At 54.1% G+C, this 26,098-nt stretch carries 25 protein-coding genes; 14 read left to right on the forward strand and 11 right to left on the reverse strand.

The annotated features are described in order from the left end of the window. Nucleotides 1-10: 10 nt before the first annotated feature. From ACR0A2_RS00270 to ACR0A2_RS00300, 7 genes are all read right to left on the reverse strand, one after another. Nucleotides 11-1,015 carry a Gfo/Idh/MocA family protein gene (locus ACR0A2_RS00270; protein ID WP_480833680.1) on the reverse strand — a complete coding sequence of 335 codons (1,005 nt, stop codon included), beginning with the start codon at nt 1,013-1,015 and terminating at the stop codon, nt 11-13. Beyond that, entirely contained in the window at nt 1,012-2,514 is a 1,503-nt protein-coding gene (locus ACR0A2_RS00275; RefSeq protein WP_480833681.1) for a UxaA family hydrolase, read from the reverse strand. Before ACR0A2_RS00275 ends, ACR0A2_RS00270 begins: the two co-directional genes overlap by 4 nt. 24 nt (nt 2,515-2,538) lie before the next feature. After that, nucleotides 2,539-3,489, reverse strand: coding sequence for a phytanoyl-CoA dioxygenase family protein (locus ACR0A2_RS00280; protein WP_480833683.1), 951 nt, complete (start codon nt 3,487-3,489; stop codon nt 2,539-2,541). Between the two features lie 10 nt (nt 3,490-3,499). After that, the gene (locus ACR0A2_RS00285) at nt 3,500-5,122 is read right to left on the reverse strand and encodes a TRAP transporter large permease (protein ID WP_480833684.1); all 1,623 of its coding nucleotides are present in this window, start codon (nt 5,120-5,122) and stop codon (nt 3,500-3,502) included. Continuing rightward, nucleotides 5,122-5,964, reverse strand: a complete 843-nt coding sequence (locus ACR0A2_RS00290; protein WP_174829330.1) for a TRAP transporter small permease subunit — start codon at nt 5,962-5,964, stop codon at nt 5,122-5,124. The genes ACR0A2_RS00285 and ACR0A2_RS00290 overlap by 1 nt, the downstream gene beginning before the upstream one ends. Nucleotides 5,965-5,980: 16 nt before the next feature. Further along, complete coding sequence (locus ACR0A2_RS00295) at nt 5,981-7,150, reverse strand: mandelate racemase/muconate lactonizing enzyme family protein (RefSeq protein ID WP_480833686.1); 1,170 nt, start codon at nt 7,148-7,150, stop codon at nt 5,981-5,983. Nucleotides 7,151-7,229: 79 nt separating this feature from the next. Next, a complete protein-coding gene (locus tag ACR0A2_RS00300) occupies nt 7,230-8,243 on the reverse strand; it encodes a TRAP transporter substrate-binding protein (RefSeq protein WP_152458529.1) in 1,014 nt (337 codons plus the stop codon). 198 nt (nt 8,244-8,441) lie between these two features. On the opposite strand from ACR0A2_RS00300, the gene ACR0A2_RS00305 reads away from it, so the two are divergent. Beyond that, complete coding sequence (locus ACR0A2_RS00305; protein WP_171227999.1) at nt 8,442-9,092, forward strand: GntR family transcriptional regulator; 651 nt, start codon at nt 8,442-8,444, stop codon at nt 9,090-9,092. On the opposite strand, the gene denD is transcribed toward ACR0A2_RS00305, so the two are convergent. Together denD and ACR0A2_RS00315 are read right to left on the reverse strand one after the other, a co-directional pair. Continuing rightward, nucleotides 9,089-10,057 carry a D-erythronate dehydrogenase gene (gene denD, locus ACR0A2_RS00310; protein WP_480833687.1) on the reverse strand — a complete coding sequence of 323 codons (969 nt, stop codon included), beginning with the start codon at nt 10,055-10,057 and terminating at the stop codon, nt 9,089-9,091. The two genes, ACR0A2_RS00305 and denD, sit on opposite strands and share 4 nt — an antisense overlap. Then, nucleotides 10,054-10,971 carry an NAD(P)-dependent oxidoreductase gene (locus ACR0A2_RS00315; protein WP_480833688.1) on the reverse strand — a complete coding sequence of 306 codons (918 nt, stop codon included), beginning with the start codon at nt 10,969-10,971 and terminating at the stop codon, nt 10,054-10,056. Before ACR0A2_RS00315 ends, denD begins: the two co-directional genes overlap by 4 nt. A gap of 157 nt (nt 10,972-11,128) precedes the next feature. Between ACR0A2_RS00315 and ACR0A2_RS00320 the strand changes: the two genes are divergently transcribed. From ACR0A2_RS00320 to ACR0A2_RS00340, 5 genes are read left to right on the forward strand one after another with little or no spacing between them, the layout of a single operon-like run. Beyond that, nucleotides 11,129-11,887: an SDR family oxidoreductase gene (locus tag ACR0A2_RS00320; protein WP_480833689.1), complete on the forward strand. Its 759-nt coding sequence runs from the start codon at nt 11,129-11,131 to the stop codon at nt 11,885-11,887. Further along, entirely contained in the window at nt 11,884-13,680 is a 1,797-nt protein-coding gene (locus ACR0A2_RS00325; protein WP_480833690.1) for an IlvD/Edd family dehydratase, read from the forward strand. Before ACR0A2_RS00320 ends, ACR0A2_RS00325 begins: the two co-directional genes overlap by 4 nt. An 11-nt stretch (nt 13,681-13,691) precedes the next feature. Then, entirely contained in the window at nt 13,692-14,540 is an 849-nt protein-coding gene (locus ACR0A2_RS00330) for a fumarylacetoacetate hydrolase family protein (RefSeq protein ID WP_480833691.1), read from the forward strand. After that, nucleotides 14,497-15,456, forward strand: coding sequence for a 2-hydroxyacid dehydrogenase (locus tag ACR0A2_RS00335; RefSeq protein WP_480833692.1), 960 nt, complete (start codon nt 14,497-14,499; stop codon nt 15,454-15,456). Before ACR0A2_RS00330 ends, ACR0A2_RS00335 begins: the two co-directional genes overlap by 44 nt. 16 nt (nt 15,457-15,472) lie before the next feature. Beyond that, the gene (locus ACR0A2_RS00340; RefSeq protein WP_480833693.1) at nt 15,473-16,063 is read left to right on the forward strand and encodes a LysE family translocator; all 591 of its coding nucleotides are present in this window, start codon (nt 15,473-15,475) and stop codon (nt 16,061-16,063) included. A 48-nt stretch (nt 16,064-16,111) separates the two neighbouring features. On the opposite strand, the gene ACR0A2_RS00345 is transcribed toward ACR0A2_RS00340, so the two are convergent. After that, complete coding sequence (locus ACR0A2_RS00345) at nt 16,112-16,879, reverse strand: SDR family oxidoreductase (RefSeq protein ID WP_480833694.1); 768 nt, start codon at nt 16,877-16,879, stop codon at nt 16,112-16,114. A 69-nt stretch (nt 16,880-16,948) separates the two neighbouring features. Between ACR0A2_RS00345 and ACR0A2_RS00350 the strand changes: the two genes are divergently transcribed. Both ACR0A2_RS00350 and ACR0A2_RS00355 read left to right on the forward strand, forming a co-directional pair. Further along, nucleotides 16,949-18,007, forward strand: a complete 1,059-nt coding sequence (locus ACR0A2_RS00350; RefSeq protein ID WP_480833695.1) for an L-idonate 5-dehydrogenase — start codon at nt 16,949-16,951, stop codon at nt 18,005-18,007. Then, a complete protein-coding gene (locus ACR0A2_RS00355) occupies nt 18,000-18,821 on the forward strand; it encodes a phytanoyl-CoA dioxygenase family protein (RefSeq protein ID WP_480833696.1) in 822 nt (273 codons plus the stop codon). Before ACR0A2_RS00350 ends, ACR0A2_RS00355 begins: the two co-directional genes overlap by 8 nt. A gap of 533 nt (nt 18,822-19,354) precedes the next feature. Here the strand turns inward: ACR0A2_RS00355 and ACR0A2_RS00360 are convergent. Then, a complete protein-coding gene (locus ACR0A2_RS00360; protein WP_480833697.1) occupies nt 19,355-20,137 on the reverse strand; it encodes an MOSC domain-containing protein in 783 nt (260 codons plus the stop codon). Nucleotides 20,138-20,537: 400 nt separating this feature from the next. Between ACR0A2_RS00360 and ACR0A2_RS00365 the strand changes: the two genes are divergently transcribed. The 6 genes from ACR0A2_RS00365 to ACR0A2_RS00390 all read left to right on the forward strand — a co-directional run bounded on the left by ACR0A2_RS00365 (nt 20,538) and on the right by ACR0A2_RS00390 (nt 26,090). Beyond that, the gene (locus tag ACR0A2_RS00365; protein ID WP_152458518.1) at nt 20,538-21,857 is read left to right on the forward strand and encodes an ABC transporter substrate-binding protein; all 1,320 of its coding nucleotides are present in this window, start codon (nt 20,538-20,540) and stop codon (nt 21,855-21,857) included. A gap of 80 nt (nt 21,858-21,937) precedes the next feature. Beyond that, nucleotides 21,938-22,885 carry a carbohydrate ABC transporter permease gene (locus ACR0A2_RS00370; RefSeq protein WP_171115163.1) on the forward strand — a complete coding sequence of 316 codons (948 nt, stop codon included), beginning with the start codon at nt 21,938-21,940 and terminating at the stop codon, nt 22,883-22,885. Next, the gene (locus tag ACR0A2_RS00375; RefSeq protein ID WP_152458516.1) at nt 22,882-23,820 is read left to right on the forward strand and encodes a carbohydrate ABC transporter permease; all 939 of its coding nucleotides are present in this window, start codon (nt 22,882-22,884) and stop codon (nt 23,818-23,820) included. The genes ACR0A2_RS00370 and ACR0A2_RS00375 overlap by 4 nt, the downstream gene beginning before the upstream one ends. Next, nucleotides 23,817-24,005 (forward strand): hypothetical protein, encoded by a 189-nt coding sequence (locus ACR0A2_RS00380; protein WP_058274732.1) that lies wholly within the window; start codon nt 23,817-23,819, stop codon nt 24,003-24,005. Before ACR0A2_RS00375 ends, ACR0A2_RS00380 begins: the two co-directional genes overlap by 4 nt. 2 nt (nt 24,006-24,007) lie before the next feature. Then, nucleotides 24,008-25,105: an ABC transporter ATP-binding protein gene (locus ACR0A2_RS00385; RefSeq protein WP_152458515.1), complete on the forward strand. Its 1,098-nt coding sequence runs from the start codon at nt 24,008-24,010 to the stop codon at nt 25,103-25,105. Next, nucleotides 25,098-26,090: an ABC transporter ATP-binding protein gene (locus tag ACR0A2_RS00390; RefSeq protein ID WP_171115168.1), complete on the forward strand. Its 993-nt coding sequence runs from the start codon at nt 25,098-25,100 to the stop codon at nt 26,088-26,090. Before ACR0A2_RS00385 ends, ACR0A2_RS00390 begins: the two co-directional genes overlap by 8 nt. Nucleotides 26,091-26,098: the final 8 nt, after the last annotated feature.

The following is a 26,098-nucleotide window of genomic DNA, read 5'->3' on the forward strand; positions in this document are numbered from 1 at the left end:
CGCATGTACATCAGGCCGGCGCCCGCATTCGAGCTGATCGCGCCTTAAGCTCCATTTCGATCCTTGATGTGACTTCGAGCGTCCGGGCCGCATCCTCGACGTCGATCAGTGGAGACGCGCCGTCGATCACGTCAAGAAAGTGATCCAGTTGCGCCTCCAGCGGTGCGCGTTGCTGTTCCGTTCGTGTAAGTTGGTTTTTTTGGGCCGCAGTGCTCCAATCATTTCCGCGCCACAGGGTCATGGAGGGAAAACTGACAGCGCCGCTGGTTCCCGTGATCCACATCATGTCCTGGTGGGTCGTGCCGATGTTCGGATTTTCGCCGGTTCCGGCTTCAAACCCCCAGGGACTGGGCGCGGTGTCAGCAAAGCTGATGGCGCCCGTCGCGCCGTTTTCGAACGCAATCGCGACCGCGCCGCTTTCTATCCGATCCGATCCGCGGATCGACGCGCCGGGCAGGGCGACGACATCCGAGATTTCTCCGATCACAAAGCGCAGAACATCGATATCATGCACCAGGTTGATCATGACCGGGCTGCCATCCGAAGTCCGCCAGTTCTGTTCAAAATAGCTTTCGGGCTTGCGCATGGCCCACAACAACGAGACGTTGATGACTTGTCCGATCGTACCGTTCTCGATCACTTTTTTCAGGTGCTGCAAGGTGCTGTGATACCGCCGGTGGTGCCCCACCAGGCTGCGGATCTCGGCTTGACGAACGGCCGTCTTCAGGCGCAGGGCATCCTCCACCGACGCGGCAACCGGCTTTTCGATCAGCATGTGCCAACCGCGGGATGCCGCCAGAATGCCATGTTCGGCATGCAGGCGGGTCGGCGTTGCAATGATGACGCCATCCACCGGGTCCCGCACCTCATCCATGCTGACAAAACGCGGCGCGTCGATCTGGATCGAACCGTCCGGATCGGCCAACCCGACCAACATGCAGCCGGGATGCTCAATCACGGCGCGCACGTGGCGGATACCTATCAATCCGCCGCCGGCTACAAGGATCCGTTTCACATCACCGCTCCGATCTGCCATGGAACGAATTCGTAATCACCCAAGCCCTGCGCCTCGGACTTGGTCCGCGCGCCAGAGGCGACTTGGAGCAGCCGTCGGTATATTTCCTGTCCTTTTTCTTCGACGCTGGCGCCTTTGGTCAGAATGTCGCCCGCATCCACGTCCATGTCTTCGGGCATGCGTGCTGCCAATTCAGAGTTGGTAGCGATTTTCAGCGTGGGTGCCGGTTTGGACCCAAATGCAGAGCCGCGTCCCGTGGTGAAGCACACAAGGTTGCACCCAGCCGCGATCTGCCCGGTCACCGAGGCCGGATCATATCCGGGGCTGTCCATGAAGGTGAAGCCTTTGGCGGTGATGGGTTCGGCGTATCTGAATACACCGGTCAAAGGGGTGGTGCCGCCCTTCGCCGCTGCCCCCAGCGACTTCTCTAGGATGGTCGTCAGACCCCCTTGCTTGTTGCCGGGGCTTGGGTTGTTGTCCATCGAACCGTGATTGCGAGCGGTATAGTCCTGCCACCAATCGATCAGTCCGATCAGTTTTTCTCCAGTTGTGCGACTAAGGGCGCGGCGAGTCAAAAGGTGTTCGGCTCCGTAAATTTCGGGTGTTTCCGCAAGGACACCTGTGCCGCCTTGCGCAACCAACAGGTCGCAGGCATGTCCGAGCGCCGGGTTCGCGGTCACGCCGGACCAAGCGTCCGAGCCACCGCATTGCAGCGCAACCATCAGTTCGGACGCCGGGGCTTCGCTGCGCCGCGCCTCATTGGCAATGGGCAGCATCTGGTTGATCTTGCTGATGCCCATTTCCACGGTCCGGCGCAATCCGGCGACGTTCTGGATGTTCATCGTCTGGAAGGTGGGACTTTGCTTCAGCCCATACGCGTCCAGCAGCCAGTCGATCTGGTTCATCTCGCAGCCCAGACCGACCATCAGAACGGCAGCGTGATTGGGATGTTTGGCAAACCCCCACATGACCCGTTGAAGAGCTTCGAAACCGTCGCCTGAATCGGCCATTCCGCAGCCTGTTCCGTGGACAAAAGCCACCACGCCGTCGACATTTGGATACTCGGCCAGCTTGTCCGGCGTGAAGTGATTGGCGATCATGCGAGCCGCCGTCGCCGAACAGTTCACGGTGGTCAGAACCGCGATGTAATTGCGCGTACCGACCCGACCGTTGTCCCGGTGGTAGCCCATGAACGTATCAACCGAAGCGGCGGGTCTCATAGGCCTGTGATCCGTCGCAAACTCATAGTCCACGCTGGTGTTGCGGAACTCGACATTGTGGGTATGCACATGATCGCCGGGGTGGATCATTTGGGTCGCGTAACCGATGATCTGGGCATATTTTCTTACCGGATCGCCCGGTACAATCATCTGCGTGGCGACCTTGTGGCCCGAGGGGATGCGCGCATTGGTCGTGACATCCTCGACCAAACTGCCGGCCTCCAGAGGCCGAGTTGCAACCACCACCCTATCCGTTCGATCTAAACGTACAAAAGTCATAATCAGCTTTCCTGGGAGCCGAGTCTAAGCGCAAAAGGGCGAGTCCGATGTCCACCGGTGAATATCTATGTGCGGCTGCCCGGACAGCCTTGCCCGCGCCGCCTCCCAATTTGACTTGCAGACACGCCAATCACGCAGCTCGGTTTCGGGGCGCGATCTGGACCTCGCGATGAAGCTTGGTAAATGGTCTCGACCGGTGGGTTGGCCTGCTGGACTGAAGCGGATGTCGAACGACCAGCGGAACCGGTCCGTTTCATTGACCAGCGACGCATGTGGTGTCAGAGGGTGAAACAGGATGATCCCGCCTGCCTTGACAGGCAGGGGCAGGGCGCGGTCTTCGTCAATGAACCCGTCGGCAATGCCTGTCTGCGTCCGCGCGCAATGCGGCAGGATGGATTGGTCCTGTGCCTTCGGCAGCACTTGCAGGCAGCCGTTTTCGACCGTTGCATCGTTGACGGCAATCCAGACCGTGACCATGTCGGTCTGGTCCGCATCCTCCAACGCAACTGCCCGGTCCTGATGCCAGTCCGTTGCGGTGATATGCGCCCGCACCTCGTCCTTGGACAGCTTGAGGGCAGGGGGCTTCAGCCGAACATGCTGGATCGGATTGCTGACCAACTCTGGCCCGATCAACTGCTCGACGATGTCCAGCATGGGTTGGGCCGTCAGCAAGTCGAACACGGCGGGCCCAATATGGAAAGGTGTGTCCGCCATGATCCGGTCGCCGGGCAATGAGATGTCCAGCGGCTGGAAATAGTCGCAACCGGCCTGATAGGCGGACAGGAGTTTGTCCCAGAAGGACATCCCGGATGGCTCGTCCTTGACCAGCCCTTTTTCGTACCAACCGTCATATAGCCGGCTCAGGACATCCGAGTATTCGGACTGCACCCGATCCAGGACATCGCCGGGAATTACATCCTCGACCACGAGGTATCCATCGGTCTGGAACTTGCCAATCTGATCTTGTGTCAGCATGTGTGCAACCTCACAAAAGCAGCGCGATGATGCCCGGCCAGATCAGAAGAACGGAAAGTGCCAACAACTGGATCCCGATGAACGGCAGGAAGCCGCGGAAGATATCCGTCAGGCTGATATGCGGCGGAGCTACAGATTTCAGATAGAACGCAGCCGGGCCGAACGGGGGGGACAGGAAGCTGACCTGCATGTTCATACAGAACACGACGCCAAACCAGATCGCGACATGACTCGGTTGCAACTCGCCAATGAGACCGATTTCCTCGATAGGAAGGCGCAGGACGATCGGCAGAAAGACCGGAATAATTAGCAGCACGATGCCGACCCAATCCATAAACGCGCCCATGAACAGCAGGATCAGCATCATCACCAGAATGACCAGCATCGTCGGCAGGTCCTGCCCGACGATCAGATCGGCAACGTATTGGGGCCCGCCGGCAATGGTGTAGGCACCCGCCAGCGCGGCGGCCCCGATGGTGACCCATATGATGGTGCCTGTGGATTTGAGCGTCCGCATCAAGCTGTCCCAAACCAGCTCGAACGATCCTTCGCCCCGCAGGATGGCGATGATTAGAACGGCGAAGGCGCCCATGCCTGCAGCCTCGGTGATGCCGGTGATCCCGCCATAGATCGAGCCGAGTACGACGCCGATGACGACCAGCGGCGCGACGAGACCTTTGCCCATTTCCCACCCGATTTTGGCGCGCTGTCTGCCAAAGACGAAGAAGATCAGCAGTAGCGCGATGATCGTGATGCCGGCAAACCAGGGCAGGTAGTCAGCCGTACCCAACCGTGCGGGCTCGCCCTGGCTGGCAGCGTTCGAGCCGGAAAGCTCGAAAAACGCGGCCCGGATAAAAAGAACAGTAGAAAACCCAGCGACGACGATGCTCATGAAGGCCGCAAACAGTTTGCGCTTTTCGGCCGGTTCGGGGTCGCTCGGGTCCGGTTCCGGCAGCGGCGCGTGGTGAGGATTCAGCTGCGTGCGAATGATGATGTACAGGATGATCATCGAGGCCAGCATGAAGCCTGGAATGAAAGACGCGGTGAACAGCGACTTGATCGAGGTTTCGGTGATCAGCCCATAGATGATCAGAACGATCGAGGGCGGGATCATGGTCCCCAGCGACCCCGAGGCGCAGATGACGCCGATGGCGAGGTTCTGATCGTAGCCGAGGCGCAGCATCTGGGGCAGGGCGATCAGGCCCAGCAGGACCACCTCACCGCCGATGATGCCGGACATGGCCGCCATGATCACTGCCATGATCGAGGTCACGATCGCGATACCGCCACGCGTTCTGGACAGCCAGACATTCAGCGACGAATACATGTCGCGCGCGATCCCGGACCGCTCTAGCAGCGACGCCATGAAGATGAACAAAGGCACGGAAATAAGCACGTAGTCCGTTAAGAGCCCGTATATCTTTTGCGCGAGGATATAGAGCGGCCCAGTGCCTGGCCGCCCGGTGAGAATCCCGTCGCCGAATGAAAACGGGTTCAAAAGGAGTGTCGGTTCGAACTTCAGGACAAGAACCAGAACCGCAAGCGAAGCCGAGGCCAGACCCAGGGGCATCCCGATCGCCAGGAGAATGATCAGGGCGACCATCAGGATGAGTGAGATTGTTCCAATATCCATCAGTCTTGTCCCACCGCCCTTTTGATCATTTCAATTTCGTCTTCGTCCGGTTCATCTGTATGGATTTCCGGTTCTTTGTTCCAATCCGCAACCAAGTTCAAAATTGCCTGCATTGCGACGAGCGTAATCACGATCAGTACCATCGGCTGCAACGTCGCCGGGATCGGAGGATTGAAGGCGGAGCCGTAAAGCTCCCATTTATAGAGCTTGTTGACGAACACCTGTTTGTAACTGCCGTAGACCAGAAAGAAGGCAAACAGGACGATCAGTATTGTTGAAACCGTGTCAAAAACGCGCTGAAGCCAACGTGGAACTGCGTCGTAAAGCAGGAATATTCGTATGTGACTGCGTTGCTGCATGGCATAGTAGCCAGACATCAAAAACACAAAGCTGGCGAACCACAGTGTCATTTCGTTGGCCCACTCGGTCGGCTTCTCAAGGATATAGCGCATGAAGACTTCGTAGAGCATGACGACAGTCATGATTGCGATCATCATCATCGTAACTCGGCCGATGAACAGGGCGAAACGATCCATAACCGTCGAGCCTTCGAACTCCATCGTCGCCGGGCGCACGGTCTTTGTACCAATCACTGCAAGAAACGGCAGAAGGACGAGCGCAGCCACGTCGATGATGTCGACAAACCCCCCGAACACACCAGGCAATTCGGGCGTGACGTCGCTGCGTAGATATATTTCCGTTACCTGACTTTTGAGGGATTCAGAGGTGTAAGGCAGCCAATCCAACAGGAATGCTGGAAGATGCCAAACAAGCCAACTGGCAGTCGCGACGAAGGCCAACGGTATGAGCCATTCAATTGGTCCGCCTGAATTCTTGTGCATCGCGTAACCCTCGTCCCTATCCTTCGATCCTGTAGTGATCGATAAAGTCTCGATCCGGCTCGACACCCAGTCCGGGGCCAGTCGGGATCATGACACGGCCGTTATTGGCCTTGACCTGATTTTGAATTTCCAACGGTACGGTCAGCAGATCGTCCCGAAACTTGTTGTCCGTTGTGTCGAACTCCAGCATCGGCTCCCATGGATGCAAACCGCCTGGAATTGCTGGCATGGCCGCCAGTAGGTGCAGATTAGTTGCGACGGCGATGGCGCTGCCCCAGACGTGATTTACGACCGGAGTGAAATGTGCGTGGCATAGGGCCAGTACCCTGAGATACTCTGAAACACCGCCCAAAGCGCATACTTCTGGCTGCGCTATATCAATGCCGCGATTTTCAAGAAGACTGCGCCAGGCCCAGCGATTGAATACCGCCTCTCCGCCCGAGATGCTGACTTTAAGCGAGGTGCGCAGTTCGCGGTACCCGTCAATGTCTTCTGGCGCGACCGGTTCTTCGAACCAATATGCGTCCAGCTCTTCCAGCGCCCGACCGACAAAAAACGCGTCCGAAGTCGTATAGGCATGGTTCGCATCGACCATAAAAGGAAAGTCGTCACCAACTCCGCGTCGAACTGCTTCGCACAGCTTCACATCAGGCTTCGGGCCAAAGCCCGTTTTCATTTTGGTGGCGGTAAATCCCATTGCCTTGATCTTTGCGGCTTCATCCTCAAAACGGCTGGCCAGATGAGAAATCGGTTCATCCCGGAGCATCATGCCGTAGCCGTAGCAAGGAACGCTTGTGCGATGCGCGCCCCCGACAAGTCTATGGAGGGGGAGGCCAGAGATTTTTCCGGTGATGTCCCAAAGTGCGATGTCCACCCCGGACAAAGCCTGTATTGGCATTCCGCCTTGGCCATGGTCTCGCAAAAGGTTGTACACCTTGTGCCAGATCACGTCTTTGTCCAAGGGGTCCAAGCCGAGGACCATTGGTTGGATTACCTTTTCGACGATGGACTTGTTGGCTATGGCTACGTTTCCGGGACCAAAGCACTCGCCCCAACCGGTTACCCCTTCATCTGTCTGAATCTCGACCAGATGGGTTGTGCGCCTGTCATAATACTGTTGCGAGTAGCCCAGAACTTCCGGCATGTCGTACTGCAGTACATGACTTATAATTCTGGTAATTTTCATGAAGTTCTGAACCCTGGCGCAGATGCGGAGAGGCCGCTGATGCGGCCTTTCCGAGTGTCCTAATGCGGTCGAAGCCTGATTACTGCATTGCGCCCAGGTCACGCAGGAAGTTGATGTGGCTTTCCAAAAGCGCCTGTGCCTCAGGAGTCGTTGCGAACTCAGTCCAACCAACCTGAACGGCCGCGCGATACGCTGCCAGGTCTTCAGGCGACCATTCGTACAACTGAACACCTTTTGCCTTCAGGTCTTTTGCAGTCTGAGCGTTCTGCACTTCATTGATTGTCGCATTGTGCAATGCCAGGCTATCCATTGCGACTTCCATGATCTTCTTGTGGTGCGCAGGCATCGCTTCCCAGACGTCTTTGCGACAGGCCAGATGATCTGCGGGCATCGAGTGGAAACCGGGATAGTTTGTATGACCTGCGATCTCGTACAGACCGAGGCCCACGTTGTTAGTCAGGTTCGCAGCATCCGCACCATCAATGATGCCGGTTTCCAAAGCCGTAAAGATTTCGTTGAAGTCCATCACGATCGGAGAAGCCCCAAGTTCCGCGAACACTTTGGTTGCAAGGCCCGGAGGCGAGCGGAATTTCCAATCCTTGAAGTCTTCCACTTTTGCAATCGGCTTGGTCGAAGAAAGCGACTCCGGCCCGGGAATCCACCATCCGATGAACTCCATGTCGTAGCCGTTGTATAGATCGTTTACAGCTTCTCTTCCGCCGCCATGAAGAAGCCAAGCCATTTGCTGGTATGGGTTCTGATATCCGCCGAGCAGGTCACCCGCAAACTGGAAGGCCGGGTTTTTCCCGGTCTGATAGCCGCCGCCCGTCATGTCGCAATCCAGAATTCCCGTGGCTGCGGCATCGAAGGTTTCAACTGATTTGACCACCGAAGAGGAATAGAACATTTCAACTTCGATTTCGCCGTTCGACATTTCCTGAATGTCTTCAACGAATTTTGCAGCCATCTGGCCAGACAGAGTTTCGGGCGAAAAATGGGTTTGAATTCTAAGCTTCGTTGTTTCGGCCATCGCGAAACCGGCTGCCATTGTCGTGGCTACGGCCGCCACGGCCGCTGTCTTGACTATTTTCATATTGTCCTCCCAGACGTTGTGCGTTGCGCGGTGTGGAAGATCTTGCCGCCTCCTTTGCTGTCACGCAGGTAAACGTTAAGCCGACGAATCGAATGCAACAAGAAAAAATTGAAATTTCTAAAAATTTCGAGATTCTTGCGATAATTCGAAAATAAGGTTAGGACGCTACTTGGACAAAACTTTAAGGTGCATGCTGGGATGAACGAAGAAATAGATATTTATCAAGACCTTAAAATGCGCCTGATCTCTAATGGATTCGTGCATGGAGCCAAGGTGCGGGCCGAAGAACTACGTAAAGTGTATGGCTGTTCCGCAAGTGCGGTTCGTGAAGTCCTTTTTCGTTTGGCTGCTGTTGGTTTGGTGGACTTTCAGGAACAAAAAGGTTTCCGCGTACCAATGCGTTCACCGCAGAAGCTTATCGAATTGACACATGTCCGTGTTCTGTTAGAGGCCGAAGGCACCGCAATGTCGATCCGAAATGGCGGGGTGGATTGGGAAGCAAGACTTACGGCTGCACATCACAAACTCAGCCATATCGAAAAACGCATTCACGCCACGGACGACCCAAGCGACCTTGTCGAGATCTGGTTTGCCTCGGAGAAGGAGTTTCACCAGACGCTTATTTCTGCCTGTGGCTCGGAAACCTTAAAACAATTGCATAGCCGGATTTACGCGCAATTCAGACAACAGTTGATGGTGGCAGACCGGAACTTTGAGTTCATTTCTCAGAACATAAGGCATCATGCAGATATACTTGAAGCGGCATTGTCGGGGGATGAGCAGTTAACACGAGAGAAAATCCACAATCATCTGAAACGCCATCTAACCGGAAAGACGATGGGCGATTAAGGCGGAAAATCGTCTTCCAAATAGACCTGAATGATTTCATCAAAACTTGATTCCGCCTCAAACCCCAGCTTCAGAGCGCGATCTGTTTGAAAGTCGCGCGGCCAATTCTTGACAATTCCTTCAATTGCCTTGTCTGGTTTTCGCCTGATTAGGCCAACTGCGTCTTGACCGGCGACATTGCGCAGAGCTTCGATTTGTTCGGCGACGGTGCAACTGACACCTGGCATGTTCAAGGCGCGTCGGTCATTCAAAAGCTGCGTGTCCAATGTTGCGGCGTGGGTCAAAAAAGTCGCAGCGGCGCGGGGGCTAGCGTGCCAGTGTCGAACAGTTTCGGCAACTGGCAAGACAGCCTCATCCCCATTCAATGGCTCGCGGATTATTCCTGAAAAAAAGGACGAAGCGGCAGCGTTGGCCTTGCCCGGGCGCACACACAATGTGGGTAAGCGCAAGGAAACACCGTCGATATATCCTTTCCTGCTGAAATCAGTGATCATCAGTTCAGACGCCGCTTTCTGCGCTCCGTAACTGGTCAAAGGTGCCGAAAGGAACTCATCGGTTATCTTTTCAGGGAACGGTGACCCGAACACCGCTATGGATGAGGCAAAAACCAGGCGAGGAGTGTACTCCCTTCCTGATGCCTCGTGCTCATCCTTAAGCGCATTCAGCAGTACCCACGTCGCCATAAGGTTTACATCCCAGCCCAACGCAAAGTCTGTCTCGGCTTGGCCAGAAACGATCGCTGCAAGATGGAAAATGACATCCGGTCGCTGCGCGGCAAAAGACTTAGCCATGCCTGACGCGGTGAAGTCCCCTACAATTTGATTACCTGCCGCACTATCGGTCAGGAACGAGAGATCGAACAGTGAAACTTGGGCATCCGCTCCAAAAGTTTCATGGGTCGAAATGCGATGGGCCAGTTTCTGACCCAGCATTCCTCCACCGCCTATGACAAGGATCCGCGTCATAGCAATCCGTTCCGTTTTTTGAGTTCCAGATACAAAGCTGAATGATCCAGTTCGGCCCCATCCATTTCGTCTATCAGATATTCGAAACGGTCGCGCACAGATTGGGTGCTAGGTAGCTCAACGCCAAGGCTTCGCGCTTCCTCCAGCGTGTTGTCCAAATCCTTCAACTGAAACTTGGACAAACCTCCGGGTACAAAATTTCCGTCAGACATGCGTTCGCCATGTTGTTGCAAGATAATGCTATCAGCGAATCCCCCCTTCAGTGCGGCCCTCAACGCGGCAGGGTGAGCCCCGCCTCGCTGAGCCAGTAAAGTCGCTTCGGCGACAGCCGATATAGTCACAGCGACAATCGTCTGATTGGCCAATTTGCACAATTGACCAGAACCACTTGGGCCTACATGCACAGGGCGGCCCATTGCTGACAGAACCGGTCGCACGCGCTCCATAACGTCCTGATCACCACCGACCATGATCGCAAGCGTGGCAGCTTCGGCACCTTTGGTGCCGCCGGAAACCGGGGCATCCAGATGCTGCAACCCCATCGAAGACAATTGCGCGGATTGTTCACGGGCGTGTTCGGGTTTGGCGCTGGACATATCAATCCAGATCATCCCGGGTTTGAGTTGTTTGCAGAAAGCCTCGTCAGAAAGTAGCGCGCCGGTCGCGTATCCATCCGACAGCATGGTTACTATTACGTCTGCACCCGAAACCGCCAGCGGGGCAGTTTCCGCCAATGTCGCGCCTTCCGCCGTCAACGGTTTTGCCTTATCCAAGCTGCGGTTCCATACAGTTAACGGAAATTCGGCGCGCAAAATATTCCTCGCCATAGGAGCGCCCATCAGGCCGGTTCCCAATAGAGCTACTTTGAACTGCTCGCTCATAATCCTCTGTCCTTCCGAAGATGCGCCACGCATGGTTATGGCCAAACCAAAATCTCTGTCATACGCTAACGGCTCTGGGCCCACATGCCAGAAGTCGTTGCAAATCCACCAAGGTTTCTTTGCTTCTCGGTTGATCTGTGGGACGAAGCAACACTTGTCCAGTCGCCACTTTTAGGGTCGGAAAATATATATGTCAGAGAGACTTACGGGAAAAAACGTGCTGGTTACAGCCGCCGCACAAGGGATCGGACTTGCAAGCGCAATCGCAATGGCAAGAGAGGGTGCGAAAGTCTATGCGACGGATATTAACCCTGAAAAACTAAATTTGATTCGCGATCGGAATCTCGAAAATCTCGAAATTTTCGAGATGGATGTGACAAATAATGACAGTATTCATGATGGGGTCGCGCGAGCGAAGCCGGATGTTTTGTTCAACTGCGCCGGGTTCGTGCATCACGGAACTATTCTGGATGCAACCGACGAAGAATGGGACTTCGCCATGGACCTGAATGTGCGCTCAATGGTGCGCACGACAAAGGCTGTATTGCCGGGGATGCTAGAGCGCGGAGGAGGCTCGATTATCAACATGTCTTCTGCACTGGGTTCCATAATCGGTGCGCCAAATCGTTTTGTATATGGAACGACTAAGGCTGCCGTTGTTGGGCTGACGAAATCGGTAGCCGTGGACTTCATAACACAAGGAATTCGGTGCAATTGCATTTGTCCGGGAACAGTCGACAGTCCCAGTTGGCGTGACCGCGTAGATGCGTTGGGCGAGCAACTGGGCAGCAGAGAGGAAGCCCTTGCACAATTTGTGGCGCGTCAGCCCATGGGGCGTGTAGCGAAGGCAGAAGAGATTGCTGCATTGGTCGTCTATTTGGCGAGCGATGAAAGTGCATTCACCACGGGACACACGCACATAATTGATGGGGGATGGTCAGGCCAATGACTAAAATATCAAAAAATGATCTGCGATCTCGCAAGTGGTTCATGAATTCTGAGAACCTTGAGATGACGGCATTGTATCTTGAGAGATACCTGAATTACGGATTGACCCGCGCTGAACTGCAATCGGGCAAGCCGATCATTGGGATTGCTCAGACCGGGAGTGATTTGAGCCCCTGCAACCGGCATCATATCGAGTTGTCCAAACGCGTTCGCGACGGGATCATCGCCGCCGGGGGAACGTGCATCGAAATACCGGTCCACCCGATACAAGAGACCGGTAAACGGCCAACGGCCTCTCTCGATCGCAATCTGGCTTATCTGTCCCTGGTTGAGAGTCTATTCGGGTATCCGATTGATGGCGTTGTTCTGAACATTGGTTGCGACAAGACCACGCCCGCACTTCTTATGGCCGCTGCGACCGTCAACATCCCAGCGATTGCCCTGTCGGTCGGCCCAATGCTCAACGGCTGGTGGAAAGGTGAGCGCGCCGGATCAGGAACGGTTATTTGGAAAGCGCGCGAAGACCTTGCGGCTGATGAAATCGACACCGATGAGTTCATGGAGATCGCAGCCGCCGCGGCACCTTCGGTGGGGTATTGCAATACGATGGGAACAGCAACGACCATGAATTCGCTTGCTGAAGCCTTGGGTATGCAATTGCCAGGATCAGCAGCCATACCAGCCCCGTACAGAGAGCGCGGTCAAATCAGCTATGAAACGGGTAAACGCATTGTGGACATGGTCTGGGAGGATTTACGCCCCAGTGATGTGATGACACGTCAGGCTTTTGAGAATGCGATTGTCATAAACTCGGCGATCGGTGGATCGACGAACGCGCCGATACACCTGAATGCGATCGCCCGGCATCTTGGTGTTCCATTGAACAACGATGATTGGCAGAAACTTGGCCACGACGTTCCTCTGTTGGTTAACATGCAGCCTGCGGGTAAATATCTGGGCGAAGATTACCAACAGGCCGGGGGTGTTCCCGCAGTTGTCGGAGAGCTTCTTGATGCTGGATTGCTGCCGCATCCCGATGCGATAACGGTGAACGGTAAGACGATAGGCAAAAATTGCTCGACGCGCCGGTCTCAGAATAGCGACGTAATCAAGCCTGTCAGTAGCCCGGTTAAGCCACAGGCGGGGTTCATCAACCTCTCAGGCAACTTGTTCGAGAGTGCGATTATGAAGACATCTGTGATTTCGCAGGCGTTTCGAGAGACCTACTTGTCGAACCCGGATGATCCTAATGCATTTGAAGGCAGGGCGGTTGTGTTTGATGGGCCCGAGGATTTTCACCATCGGATCGATGATCCCGCCGAAAAAATCGATGCAAACTGTATTCTGATTATGCGCGGAGCAGGACCAAAAGGGTACCCGGGTGCCGCAGAGGTCGTGAACATGCGTCCGCCTGCATATTTGTTGAAACAAGGCATCGAAGCCCTTCCTTGCATCGGTGATGGCCGGCAATCCGGCACATCAGGAAGCCCGTCTATCCTGAATGCTTCACCAGAAGCTGCAGAGGGCGGTGGGCTGGCCTTGGTGCGAACTGGCGACCGACTGCGCATCGATCTTGGCAAAGGCACAGCAGATATGCTGGTTTCGCTTGAAGAACTGCATGAACGCGCCCGCGATCTGGAGGCAAAGGGTGGGTATACAATGCCGCCCAATCAATCCCCATGGCAGGAAATATTCCGCGAAAAAGTAGATCGGTTGGATCGCGGTATGACGTTCAAGGGTGCCGAAAACTACCGCGATATCGCGCGAGGCTTCATGCCACGCGACAATCACTAAAAGGAACAGAAATGAAACTTGTTCGTTACGGAGCCGAGGGCTCGGAAAAGCCTGCTTTGGTCGATTCCCAGGGTCAATTGCGGGATTTGTCCGCCCACATCAATGATGTTACGGGCGATGTTCTGGATGACGGAACGCTTGATAATCTGCGCTCATTGGATCCAAATAACCTGCCAATTGTCGAGGGGGATCTTCGTATTGCACCGTGTGTCGGCGGCATCGGAAAATTTCTTTGCATCGGTTTGAATTACTCGGACCATGCCGCAGAAACCGGCGCAGATATTCCAGAGCATCCGATACTTTTTTTCAAGGCAAACTCAGCCGTCATTGGTGCCTATGATGATGTTGTCATGCCGCGCGGATCTACTCACACCGACTGGGAATGCGAACTGGGCGTCGTCATCGGCAAAACGGCCAAATACGTGTCCAAGGCTGATGCGCTCGAATACGTTGCCGGTTATTGCATCGTGAACGATGTGTCTGAAAGGCACTTTCAAACTCAATTGACCGGTCAATGGACCAAAGGCAAGTCTTGCGACACATTTGGACCCACAGGTCCTTGGCTAGTGACCCGGGATGAGGTGCCGGATCCTCAAAGTCTTGGTATGTCACTGGATGTAAACGGTCAGCGCATGCAAACCGGGAATACTTCTACGATGATCTTTTCCGTTGCCGAGATCATTGAACATCTAAGCCAACTTTTCACACTGCACCCCGGTGACGTCATTTCAACTGGAACACCGCCCGGCGTCGGAATGGGGATCAAACCGGAACCAGTTTACCTGAAAAAAGGCGACGTAATGGAGCTTCGCATCGATGGGCTTGGTGTTCAGCGGCAAACGGTCGGCCAAGATGACTGACTTATTGCAAATCGGCGGGATCACTGAACGGATGCGAGAACGCCTGTCCGCAGCGTTCGACATTCATCAATTGGACGATTTCAACGCGGATAGTATTACGCATATCGTAACGAACGGGCACGATGGTGTTCCGCATGACCTGATGACATCACTCAGTAATCTGAAGATGATCAGTGTCTATGGGGTCGGTTACGACGCCGTCGACGCCAGTGCTGCGGCTAAGCGCGGAATTGTTGTGACACACACACCCGATGTTTTGAACAAAGAAGTCGCAACCACCGCCGTTCTGCTATTGCTGTCATGTTACCGAGAGCTTTTACGTGACGACAATTACGTTCGGTCCGGACGGTGGGAGGTTGAAGGCAATGCCCCTTTGACCCGATCAGCAGACAATCAAAAGATAGGCATTCTTGGTCTTGGTCGCATTGGTCAGGCGATCGTTGATAAGTTAGAGCCGTGGGCCCCCGAAATCTCTTATCATACCCGCAATCAAAAGGATGTCCCGTACCGCTATTTCGACAATTTGGTTGAAATGGCTGAACATGTTGACGTCCTCATATGCATCACGCCCGGCGGTCCGTCGACCAATAGGCTGGTCAACGCTGAGGTGCTTCGCGCGTTGGGGGCGGGCGGCACTCTGATAAACGTTAGTCGAGGTTCGGTCGTCGACGAAACTGCCCTTATCAACGCATTGCAAAACGGCGAGCTTGGGTGGGCGGGGCTTGATGTTTTCGAGGACGAACCGCGTGTTCCAAAAGCGTTGCGCGAGATGTCCAATGTCGTTCTGCTCCCTCACGCTGGTAGCGCGACTATTGAGACGCGTGCAGCTATGGGTGACCTAACCGTCGACAATCTTCTGCAACACCTTAAGGACGGATCTGTGATCACAGCTGTGCCAGAATGCAGAGATCTGTAAAAGGCCAATCTGAAGAGTGTTTGAGTTTGCTGTCGCGGTTTTCTTTCTGCTGATTACGCCGGGCCCAGGTGTTCTAACAACTGCGGGTATTGGATCAGCATTTGGTTTTCGAGCGGGTCTCGCCTTCGTGGCTGGTTTGATGCTGGGCGGGTTCATCAATATGATGTTGGTTGTCTCTGGAGTCGCTGCGGTAGCTTTGGCTACACCGGCGCTCAGAACTTTGCTGCTATTCGCCTCAGTCGGGTATTTGGTATTTCTGGCCTGGCGAATTGCCAGCGCTGGCTCAAAGGTCGGGTTTTCTCCAGCGGTTTCGCCACTTGGTTTTGCGAATGGGCTGACACTTCAGTTCATTAATCCCAAGGCTTACGTGGTCAGCACAGCATTGTTTTCAGGGTTTGCCTTTTTGCCCGATGCGCCCGTTTGCGAGGTTGTCATAAAAATCCTTGTTTTCAATATGATATGGGTGCCAGTGCACATGATCTGGCTGGGTGCTGGCGCAAAACTGGGCAGCCTTGATTTAAGCCAAAGATCGCATCGAAGGATCAACTTTGCGATGGCGGCTTCCTTGATTGTTGTTGTGGTGATTGCTTTGGCGTCGGCGCTGTAAACGATATCTACGGTCAGTCGCATTTAGCAGAGGATTGAAAGCCACAAATCAAAGTGACGCCGTTATTCCACCATCGACATAGAGAGTATGTCCATTGACGAAACTGGATGCAGGGGACGCAAGGAATATGGCGGCACCGACAAGTTCTTCTACACTTCCCCAGCGACCGGCTGGAGTACGTTTCTCGAGCCATGCACTAAACGCTGGGTCGGCAACCAAGGCGGCGTTCAAAGGTGTATCGAAATATCCGGGCGCAATGGCATTGCAGTTCAGACCATACTTGGCCCAATCAGTTGCCATGCCTTTTGTAAGGTTGGTCACGGCACCTTTTGTTGCCGTATAAGGCGCAATGCCCGGTCTTGCCAATGCGGATTGAACCGACGCAATGTTAATGATCTTGCCAGACTTTCTTTCAATCATGTGTCGTGCCACTGCCTGACCGACATGAAAGACGGAAGCCACATTTGTCTGTAGTAGGCGCTCGAAGGCATCAGCGGGGAAATCCTGTAACTCCGTCCTGTGTTGCATTCCGGCGTTGTTTATCAGGATGTCTATCGGGCCAACCTTTTCTTCAAAGTCGTCCACAGCAGATCGGACGCCTTCATGATCGGTCGCATCGAACGCAAGTTCCCGTACCGAGGCGCCTGTTTCACTTAGTTCGGAGGCTGCTGCCGCCAGTTTTGTGGTGTTGCGCCCGTTCAAAACGACCTGCGCACCGGCAGCAGCCAAGCCACGAGCCAACGCAAATCCAATGCCTTGGCTAGAGCCTGTTATCATCGCCCGAGTTCCATTTAGGCTGAACATTTCAAGCGTCATGCAAAAATCCCTTGGTTGTCGGCACCGACTATCCGTATCTTTTGGCGATGTGTATAGGGAGTCTGCGCAATGTCGTCGGCCAGTGTTGCTGTTGTTATCCATGCTGCGAAAGATCTGAGGTTGGAAAACCGGGATGTGCGCGACCTGGGACAAGACGAAGTTTTAATTGCATTGCGTGTGGGTGGGATTTGCGGCTCTGACCTGCATTATTACAACCACGGTGGCTTCGGCGCCATCAAGTTGCTTCAACCGATGGTGCTTGGACACGAAGTGTCCGGGGAAATCGTAGAATTCGGGTCAAGTGTGCAGGGGCTTAACCTAGGTCAATTGGTTGCAGTTTCCCCATCCCGCCCCTGCCAAGCCTGCTACTATTGTCTGAACGGGCAGCAAAACCATTGTCTTGATATGAAATTCTATGGCAGCGCAATGCCGTTCCCGCATATCCAAGGCGCTTTTCGGAGCAAACTCGTGGCGAAAGCCAGTCAATGTGTTCCGGCAGACGGGTTGAGCCCTGCACAGGCCGCTATGGCAGAACCGCTGGCGGTTTGTTTGCACGCGGTTAAACAAGCTGGAAGCCTGGTAGGTAAAACGGTGCTTATCACCGGATGCGGCCCGATCGGCTGCCTTACGACCTTGGTGGCACGTCGTTCTGGGGCGGCCAGAATAGTCGCGACAGATATCTCGGACCAGACCCTAGCCATAGCGCGTGAATGCGGGGCAGACGATGTCATCAACACCTACACTGATCCGCAAATGTTGGAACGGTTTGAAAAGGACAAGGGCCAGATTGACGTCCAACTGGAATGTTCCGGGGCTCAATCGGCCCTGGCTTCTGGCGTCGCATGCTTGCGCCCGCGTGGAACTTTGGTTCAGCTTGGCCTGGGCGGAGACATGACAGTGCCGATGCAGGCGTTGACTGCAAAAGAGATTGCACTTCGCGGATCTTTCCGTTTCCATTCCGAGTTCGCGGTCGCTGTCGAAATGATGCGAAACGGACTACTAAACGTCGACCATCTGGTGACGCATTCCTTCGAAGTTGGGGAGGCTGTCACTGCTTTCGAGGTTGCGTCTGATCGAAGCCGATCAATGAAGGTGCAGTTAACATTTCCGGATAATAACAATGGTTAAACGAATGCCTGATATAGCGAAGACTTATGAAAGAGATGGTTTCGTGGCTCCGCTGGATATTCTGACAGTTTCCGAGGTTCAAACGCTGCGCGATGATTTTGAGAAAGCAGAGCGCACCCTCAGAGATGACCCAGAGAAACTCAAGCTTCTATACTCGTATCCGGACAGGCTGATACCATCATTCGATGCACTTCTCCGCCATTCGAAGCTGATTGAGGCTGCTTCAACGGTGTTGGGGCCGGACCTCATGGTTTGGAGCGGTGCACTTTTCGTAAAAGAGGCGCGATCATCGAAAATCGTCTCGTGGCACCAGGACTTGACCTATTGGGGATTGGACGATGCAGAAGAGGTTACTTGTTGGGTTGCGATTTCAGAAGCGTCTGAGCAAAGCGGGTGTATGAAGTTTGTTCCCGGCAGCCATAAAAACCGTATCGTGCCTCACGTAGACACCTTCAGCAAAAACAATCTGTTATCACGCGGGCAGGAAATCGCAGTCGATGTGAACGAACAAGATGCAGTGGCTGCGGAATTGCGTGCAGGGCAGGCATCCATGCATCACGGGCATCTCTTTCACGCATCGGGACCCAATAACACAGACGACAGACGCATTGGCGCGGCGTTGCGTTTCATAAAGCCCTCAATGAAACAGAAAAACGGCGTGAAAACTTTGGTTGCGCTAGTCGCAGGGCGAGATTATTTTGGACATTTCTTAGTTGCGCCTTCCCCTCGGGGCTTTTTACATGAGAACGATTTCGATTTGTGTCAAAGGGATGCAGACCGCAAGAAACAAGTACTTTTCGCCGGAGTGCAATGATTTCCTTCGCAAGCTCTGAACCATTATTGCACCAACCCCAAAGCAGACCTGAATTGCGAAAACAGGTGGATATCTAAAAGGGTCTTGTCAGAAGAACTCGGGTTGAAACGGGCAGGGGCTTTCGAAGCCTCCACCTATGACCAACTCAAGCCCATTCAAGGAATTCAAGACCAATCCCAGGATCATTCGTCGGGCCGTGATACTGTACCTTCTGTTTCCTGTGCCTTTTACAATGTCGAAGACCTGATGAATGAGCGTAGGATAAACGAACACGCACCTTCGCTCTTGCCGGGCCGCGCGAACTTGGTGTGACAAAAAGGGCAGCTATACTGGCTTAGCAGAGACTGGTTCCAATTTGTCTTACAGCACCGCCATTTGTATCCGTTTCGCATCATTTCCATTCGACGATCTGGATTCATGCTGCAATTTTCGCGCGTTGCATAGCGTGATTCCGAGCACAGGTTGGTCTGATCACGTCCGACGAATGCCAAAAGAACTCCGGCGACGTGTAAGTGTCGGATCAATTGGGCCACTTATTCCTGCGGGCATTTTCCTTTTTGGCCAGCAAAGAGGGTGCCGCCATCCAGCACTTCTACGTAAACCCCCATATCCATATGGCCCAGATGGGTTCGAAGTAAGAACGGAATGTTCAAGTCTCGTAGGGCCGTCTCAGGATTCACCTCGGTAGCGGCGCATCTTTTCGTCCGCGAGAGTATCCGCAGCCTGACATCGCCAAACACAAAGGTGGAACCGACAGAGTTCAGCTCGGAAAACGGTGGCAATCCGTCAATTTCGATATTCGCCCGAAATCTGTCCGGGTGAATGTCTGTGCGCAACTTTCTGCTTAACGCATCAACAGAGCTTAAGTTGAGAACTGATATCGCATTCATCATCTTCGGTGAAACGACTGAAACATCCGTGAAACGATGCGGGTGCGAAGACACGAATCTAGGCGGTTCAGGATCCTGTAGTTCCAGCGTATCGTAGAGGAGTCTGGCGGCATCCGTTTTTCCTTGGGGCTCGCTCATGCGGAAGCAGTGGGTGCGGCCGTCCACATCAATTTCCAACTGCTGAGTTGTTGCGTCGAAACGTGTCCTGAGACCCGCAAGCCCAGCTTCTTTCAGCAAAACAACAAAGCGGTCTTTAGGAAGTGGCTTTGGGTCAGTCGGGTCAAAGCCGGAATTGTAGCGAGCAAAGCCGAAAAGGCGATCACCAGGTACACCCTCACCCGCGCTCAGGTTGACTGTGTTCAGCGGCTCCGGACTCAGACCCTTGATAGGGTAACGCTTCATTCTGACAATGGTGAGTTCGCTCATGCGTTGGTTTCCGATCCGTCGTGTATAGCCGAATTTGGCTCGTCTTGCGTCTTCTGGGCCATCGATTTCCACGCGTTCGGGCGGGGGGCGGAAAGCCGAAAATCCAGCAATGCAGGGCCTTTGAGAACTGGCTATCCAAAGCTGCCAGCAGGTCAGTTTCAAAGAACTGTTTTGAGACTAGCGGTTTTTCCAGTGGATTGTTGCAAAGTATGCAGAAGGAGATGACGCGCCGTAAATTTCGTAAAAACAAAGGAATAGGGGATTAATTTAAAGTCACATGGGGCATTTTGAGGTACGAACCTCAAAATTTTCTAGACTTGAGGTGCGTACCTCAAATAGCCTTGGAACTATGCCGCGATTCGCACATCCTCGATTGACGGCGTTAAAAAGGGAGGAATGGATGACTTACTCAAAACTGGCGTCTGCCAGCGCAATAGTCCTTGCCGCTACTACTCTTTCTACCAAGGCAAATGCTGAAGACCTGACACTGTGTTGGGCGGCATGGGACCCGGCCAACGCGCTGGTTGAGCTATCCAAAGAATTCGAGGCCGAGTCTGGCCACACAATGAACTTCGAGTTTGTGCCCTGGCCGAACTTTGCGGACCGCATGCTGAACGAGCTGAATTCCGGAGGGAAGCTTTGTGACCTGCTGATCGGGGACAGCCAATGGATTGGCGGCGGAGCTGAGAACGGTCACTATGTAAAGCTGAATGACTTCTTTGATGCTGAAGGCATCAGTATGGATGATTTCGCGCCGGCAACTGTGTACGCTTATTCGACTTGGCCAAAGGGCACGCCAAATTACTATGCGCTGCCTGCAATGGGTGATGCGAACGGTTGGTTCTATCGCAAGGACTGGTTCGAAGATCCCGATATCCAAGCCGCTTATAAAGAAGCAACCGGTCAAGATTTGCGTGAACCGGAATCCCAGAAAGAGCTGTTGCAGATTGCGCAATTTTTCCAAGGTCGCGAGATCGACGGAAAAACCGTGTACGGCGCTGCGATCTTTACCGAGCGCGGTTCGGAAGGGATAACAATGGGTGTGACGAGTGCGCTTTACCCATGGGGGTTCAAGTATGAAAATACGCCGGGCTCGTATGACATGGAAGGCGCCGTGAATTCACCCGAAGCCGTCGAAGCGCTGGAATTCTACAAAGAGTTCTACAAAACAGCGACACCTCCGGGGTACACAAACTCTTACATGGGTGAAAGCCTGGACGCCTTTAAGTCAGGTCAGGTCGCCATGGCCATGAATTGGTTTGCATTCTTCCCGGGCCTCTATGCCGATCCCAATACCGGTGGCGACAAGATCGACTTCTTCGTGAACCCGCCGCAAAATCAGGCAGGTTCAACGTTGGGCGGGCAAGGGATTTCTGTCGTCAGCTATTCTGACAAACAGGATGCCGCGCTTGAGTACATCAAATGGTTCGCGCAACCCGAAGTTCAGGCCAAATGGTGGGAACTGGGCGGTTATTCAGCACATAATTCCGTGCTGGAAGACCCCGGCTTCGTGGACAGCCAACCCTTTGCCGGTGACTTTCTGGAAGCCATGGCAGGTGTGCAGGACTTCTGGCAGGAGCCTGCCTATGCGGAACTGCTGTTGGCCATGCAGAAACGTATCCATGACTACGTTGTCGCTGATCAAGGCACCGCCCAGGAAGCGCTTGATCTTTTGATCGAGGATTGGACCGAAGTCTTCGAAGACGAAGGCAAGCTTTAATCCGGAAGCAGGGCAGGAGCGGGTTCAAGCCCGCTCCACCATGACCCGTGTGTCCCAAACCGACAAGAACTGGCAAAGAAATGTCTGACAGGACCATAGATCGCGTTGCGCAGGCAACGCCCACGCGAGTTGCGCGCAAAATCAGAGGGTTATCCGATCGAGCAATTGCTTGGATATTCATTTCCCCGACGATCTTCCTGCTGCTTGCAATCAACATTTTTCCGTTGATTTGGACAATCCAGCTTAGCTTTACCAACTACAAAGCCAATCGGATAGGGCGCGAGGTCAAGGATGTCGGGTTCAGGAATTACGAGCGTATCCTGACGGATTCCGACACCTGGTTGAATATGCAGGCGACGGCGCATTTTCTGTTCTGGACGATCTTTTTTCAGGTTCTGATCGGGTTCACCTTGGCGTGGCTAATCAACAAGAAGTTTAAGGGAAACGACCTTTGGACCACGATTATTGTCTTGCCAATGATGCTGTCCCCTGCTGTCGTCGGGAACTTTTGGAAGTTTCTCTATCAGCCTCAGATCGGCCTGTTCAACTATATCGTTTCGTGGTTCACCGGCAAAGACCCGTCAAGTTTTGAGATGCTGGGTTCTGTGACGTTGGCGCCCTGGGCCATCGTCATCGTCGACACTTGGATGTGGACGCCGTTTGTGATGCTGATCTGCCTGGCCGGGCTGCGCAGTATTCCCGATTACATCTACGAGGCGGCCGAGATCGACAGGGCCAGCAAGCTGCGGCAGTTCTTTACGATTACGATCCCGATGGTGCTGCCATTCCTGATGCTGGCGGTGCTGTTTCGAGGGATCGAGAACTTCAAAATGTTTGATCTGGTGGTGCAGTTGACCGGCGGTGGGCCGGGGTCCGTTACGGAACTCACTTCGATCAATCTCAAGCGGGAGGCTTTTGAAAAGTGGCGTACGGGCTACGCGTCAGCCTATGCGATCATCCTTTTCGTCACCGTGTTCGGCCTTGCGTCGATCTACGTCAAAGCCCTGAACAAGGTGAAACAGAGATGAGTAGCTTTTCCGTCACTGAACCTTCGAACCGGTCCAAGTGGATCGCAGGAATCCTGGTCATCACTTATGCGCTGATCACAATGATCCCGCTGGTGTGGATTTTGCTGACCGGGTTCAAATCCCCTGCCGACGCGATCAGCTACCCGCCCAAAGTGGTCTTTGACCCAACGCTCGAAGGTTACGTCAATCTTTTCACCACGCGCACCAGGCAGACGCAGGAGTTTCTGGAAGCCAACCCGCCGCAGAACTGGGCCGATGAGATCGTCCGCCAATATGACATGGTGATCGTTGGGCCCTCCAAGTTCGGCGAGCGTTTCATGAATTCGGTCATCATCGGATTTGGCTCCACGTTCTTGAGTATCTTCCTCGGCACGCTGGCCGCCTATGCGTTCAGCAGGTTCAAGGTACCGCTCAAAGACGACCTTCTGTTCTTCATTCTTAGTACAAGGATGATGCCTCCGGTCGCTGTCGCCATCCCGATCTTCCTGATGTTCAGAAACCTTGGGCTGAGCGACACGCATCTGGGAATGATCCTCCTGTATACGGGCGTGAATATCTCTCTGGCGGTCTGGTTGCTGAAAGGGTTCATCGACGAAATTCCAAGAGAGTACGAGGAAGCCGCCCTTATAGATGGCTACACGAGGTTTCAGGCCTTCTACAAAGTGGTGCTGCCGCAAGCCGCCACAGGCATTGCGTCAACTGCGATCTTCTGCCTGATCTTCGCATGGAATGAATATGCTTTCGCCGTGCTGCTGACTTCGGCCAACGCACAGACAGCGCCCCCGTTCATCCCCACCATCATCGGTATTGGCGGTCTGGATTGGCCTGCGGTTGCGGCTGGTGCGACGATCTTCCTGATCCCCGTCATGATTTTCACCATCCTGATGCGCAAACACCTGCTGCGCGGGATCACATTCGGAGCCGTACGCAAATGAGCGAGTTTCTTACCGGATTGATGCGGCTCCGCCGCGGCCCGTGGGAGATGGTCGCCACCATCCTGATCGCACTAGGTGTCTTCATGCTGATGCAGCCCTTTGTCCTTTGGGCGTTCACCTATTCCTTCATCGTCACGCTGATCGGAACCGTCATGTTCATCATCGTCAGCCATTTTCCGGAGTAGAAATGGCCCAAATCATAGTCAAAAACGTAAAGAAGATGTTCGGCGATTTCACTGCTGTGCGCGAAAGCTCTTTTACAATTGAGGACGGTGAGTTTTTCATGCTGCTTGGGCCGTCGGGATGTGGAAAGACGACAACGCTCAGGATGATTGCGGGGCTGGAACTTCCGACTTCCGGCGAAATCTATCTGGATGGTGAGGAAATCAGCCAAAAGCCGCCTTCAGAACGTGACATAGCGTTCGTTTTCCAGATGTTCGCGCTGTATCCGCACATGAATGTTCGCAAGAACATCAGCTATCCACTGATTTCACAAGGCATGTCACGTGCAGCCGTCAAAGCCAAAGTCGAAGAAGTTGCCGGAATTCTGGGGATAACTGACATTCTGGAAAGCCCGGTGGGGGGGCTTTCGGGTGGCGACAGGCAGCGCGTTGCACTTGGGCGGGCGATCGTTCGCGAGCCCAAGGCGTTCATGATGGACGAACCTCTTGGCGCTTTGGACGCCGAATTTCGCGAGCATATGGCCGAAGAGTTGCGCGCGCTTCACGATCGAATGGGAGCGACAACGGTTTACGTCACACACGATCAGCTAGAGGCCATGCAGATGGGCGACAAGATTGTTGTCATGAATAACGCAGTGATCGAACAATTCGGAACGCCGCAAGAAATCTACGACAAACCTGCGACCATGTTTGTGGCGGATTTCATAGGATCTCCGTCAATGAACTTCTTGCCGTTTCAGGGAAAAGTGGCACCCGGCTCTGAAAGGGTCAGGCTGAACGGCCATGACGAAGCGGTCCCGAAGCTGATGGAGGGGGCGGAAGGGGAACTGGTCTTCGGTGTCCGGCCGGAACATGTATTTTTGTCCGACGACAGTGACTATCGGGCCAAAGTTCTGGCAGCTGAATACCTGGGGACAACCCAGATCGTGACATTGCAAAGCCCGAACGGTGAGTTGAAGGCCCGCATCGGCGCAGGTGAAAAGGTTGCGCCGGGTGAAACCGTGGGATTGGATTTCCGTTCGACAACGGTGACTCTTTTTGAGCGCTCCACGGGCCGGGCGCTGAAATCCGCCCTGAACGAAGAGGTGCTGAGCAATGGCTGAAGTCATTTTGCAGAACATCTCGAAGTCATTCGGAACTGTTCAAGCCGTCGACGGTATCTCGATGACAATTCCCGATGGCGCCTTCGTCGTGCTTTTGGGTCCGACAGGTGCGGGAAAAACGACAACGCTTCGATTGATTTCCGGACTCGAGAAGATGGACTCGGGATCGGTACGCATCGCCGGCCGAGATGTTGGCCTGGAAACGCCTGCCCAACGCGATGTGGCGATGGTTTTTCAGCAATATTCGCTGTACCCGCATATGACGGTGCGCGAGAATTTGTCGTTTCCACTGCGTTCGCCGATCCTGAAAACTCCTGAGGATCAGATCACGCAGAAGGTGAACGAAGTCGCGGAAATCCTGCAAATCCCGCACAAGCTGGACAACAAGGCCACGGAATTGTCCGGCGGAGAGATGCAGCGTGTTTCGATTGGCCGCGCATTGGTGCGGGATCCCCAAATTTTCTTGATGGACGAGCCGCTCAGTTCACTGGATGCCAAGCTGAGAGCGGATCTGCGCGTTGAGCTCAAGAGAATTCAGGCCGACCTTGGGTCCACGCTTTTGTATGTGACTCATGATCAGGTTGAGGCCATGACAATGGCAACGCATATCGGAGTTCTGGAAGAGGGCAGGCTGGTTCAGTACGGCACGCCAAGGGACATCTATGAAAACCCGTGCAGTGTTTATGTTGCCAGTCGATTGGGTCTGCCGCGGATAAATATCCTTCCGTCGGAATTGTTCGGAGGAGATCACAAGGGCCCGCAGATTGGTCTTCGCCCGGAAAACATCATTGAAGGCGAAGGCAGTGATGCGCGCGTGATACGTGCCGAACACCTGGGTGACCAAACCCGACTTCATCTGGACTTGAATGGCCATCCGGTCGTGACGCTGATCGATGTCCATCAAGATTACCCCGCAGGTAAGACTATCAAAATTAGCCCACGAAACCCGTTGTATTTTGACGCGTCCGGCGCGCGCGTGAATTAAGGAGCAAA

Source organism: Ruegeria sp. H8, assembly GCF_056532905.1.

What these genes read in the sequence shown, in the direction of transcription:
- ACR0A2_RS00370 (WP_171115163.1), top strand. Translation starts at nt 21,938, where the DNA reads ATGTCTGACAGGACCATAGATCGCGTTGCGCAGGCAACGCCCACGCGA.
- ACR0A2_RS00275 (WP_480833681.1), bottom strand. Translation starts at nt 2,514, where the DNA reads ATGACTTTTGTACGTTTAGATCGAACGGATAGGGTGGTGGTTGCAACT.
- ACR0A2_RS00320 (WP_480833689.1), top strand. Translation starts at nt 11,129, where the DNA reads ATGTCAGAGAGACTTACGGGAAAAAACGTGCTGGTTACAGCCGCCGCA.
- ACR0A2_RS00280 (WP_480833683.1), bottom strand. Translation starts at nt 3,489, where the DNA reads ATGCTGACACAAGATCAGATTGGCAAGTTCCAGACCGATGGATACCTC.
- ACR0A2_RS00335 (WP_480833692.1), top strand. Translation starts at nt 14,497, where the DNA reads ATGGGCTTGGTGTTCAGCGGCAAACGGTCGGCCAAGATGACTGACTTA.
- ACR0A2_RS00360 (WP_480833697.1), bottom strand. Translation starts at nt 20,137, where the DNA reads ATGAGCGAACTCACCATTGTCAGAATGAAGCGTTACCCTATCAAGGGT.
- ACR0A2_RS00380 (WP_058274732.1), top strand. Translation starts at nt 23,817, where the DNA reads ATGAGCGAGTTTCTTACCGGATTGATGCGGCTCCGCCGCGGCCCGTGG.
- ACR0A2_RS00295 (WP_480833686.1), bottom strand. Translation starts at nt 7,150, where the DNA reads ATGAAAATTACCAGAATTATAAGTCATGTACTGCAGTACGACATGCCG.
- ACR0A2_RS00285 (WP_480833684.1), bottom strand. Translation starts at nt 5,122, where the DNA reads ATGGATATTGGAACAATCTCACTCATCCTGATGGTCGCCCTGATCATT.
- ACR0A2_RS00330 (WP_480833691.1), top strand. Translation starts at nt 13,692, where the DNA reads ATGAAACTTGTTCGTTACGGAGCCGAGGGCTCGGAAAAGCCTGCTTTG.
- ACR0A2_RS00350 (WP_480833695.1), top strand. Translation starts at nt 16,949, where the DNA reads ATGTCGTCGGCCAGTGTTGCTGTTGTTATCCATGCTGCGAAAGATCTG.
- ACR0A2_RS00375 (WP_152458516.1), top strand. Translation starts at nt 22,882, where the DNA reads ATGAGTAGCTTTTCCGTCACTGAACCTTCGAACCGGTCCAAGTGGATC.
- ACR0A2_RS00365 (WP_152458518.1), top strand. Translation starts at nt 20,538, where the DNA reads ATGACTTACTCAAAACTGGCGTCTGCCAGCGCAATAGTCCTTGCCGCT.
- ACR0A2_RS00390 (WP_171115168.1), top strand. Translation starts at nt 25,098, where the DNA reads ATGGCTGAAGTCATTTTGCAGAACATCTCGAAGTCATTCGGAACTGTT.
- denD (WP_480833687.1), bottom strand. Translation starts at nt 10,057, where the DNA reads ATGACGCGGATCCTTGTCATAGGCGGTGGAGGAATGCTGGGTCAGAAA.
- ACR0A2_RS00385 (WP_152458515.1), top strand. Translation starts at nt 24,008, where the DNA reads ATGGCCCAAATCATAGTCAAAAACGTAAAGAAGATGTTCGGCGATTTC.
- ACR0A2_RS00345 (WP_480833694.1), bottom strand. Translation starts at nt 16,879, where the DNA reads ATGACGCTTGAAATGTTCAGCCTAAATGGAACTCGGGCGATGATAACA.
- ACR0A2_RS00300 (WP_152458529.1), bottom strand. Translation starts at nt 8,243, where the DNA reads ATGAAAATAGTCAAGACAGCGGCCGTGGCGGCCGTAGCCACGACAATG.
- ACR0A2_RS00325 (WP_480833690.1), top strand. Translation starts at nt 11,884, where the DNA reads ATGACTAAAATATCAAAAAATGATCTGCGATCTCGCAAGTGGTTCATG.
- ACR0A2_RS00315 (WP_480833688.1), bottom strand. Translation starts at nt 10,971, where the DNA reads ATGCGTGGCGCATCTTCGGAAGGACAGAGGATTATGAGCGAGCAGTTC.
- ACR0A2_RS00355 (WP_480833696.1), top strand. Translation starts at nt 18,000, where the DNA reads ATGGTTAAACGAATGCCTGATATAGCGAAGACTTATGAAAGAGATGGT.
- ACR0A2_RS00305 (WP_171227999.1), top strand. Translation starts at nt 8,442, where the DNA reads ATGAACGAAGAAATAGATATTTATCAAGACCTTAAAATGCGCCTGATC.
- ACR0A2_RS00290 (WP_174829330.1), bottom strand. Translation starts at nt 5,964, where the DNA reads ATGCACAAGAATTCAGGCGGACCAATTGAATGGCTCATACCGTTGGCC.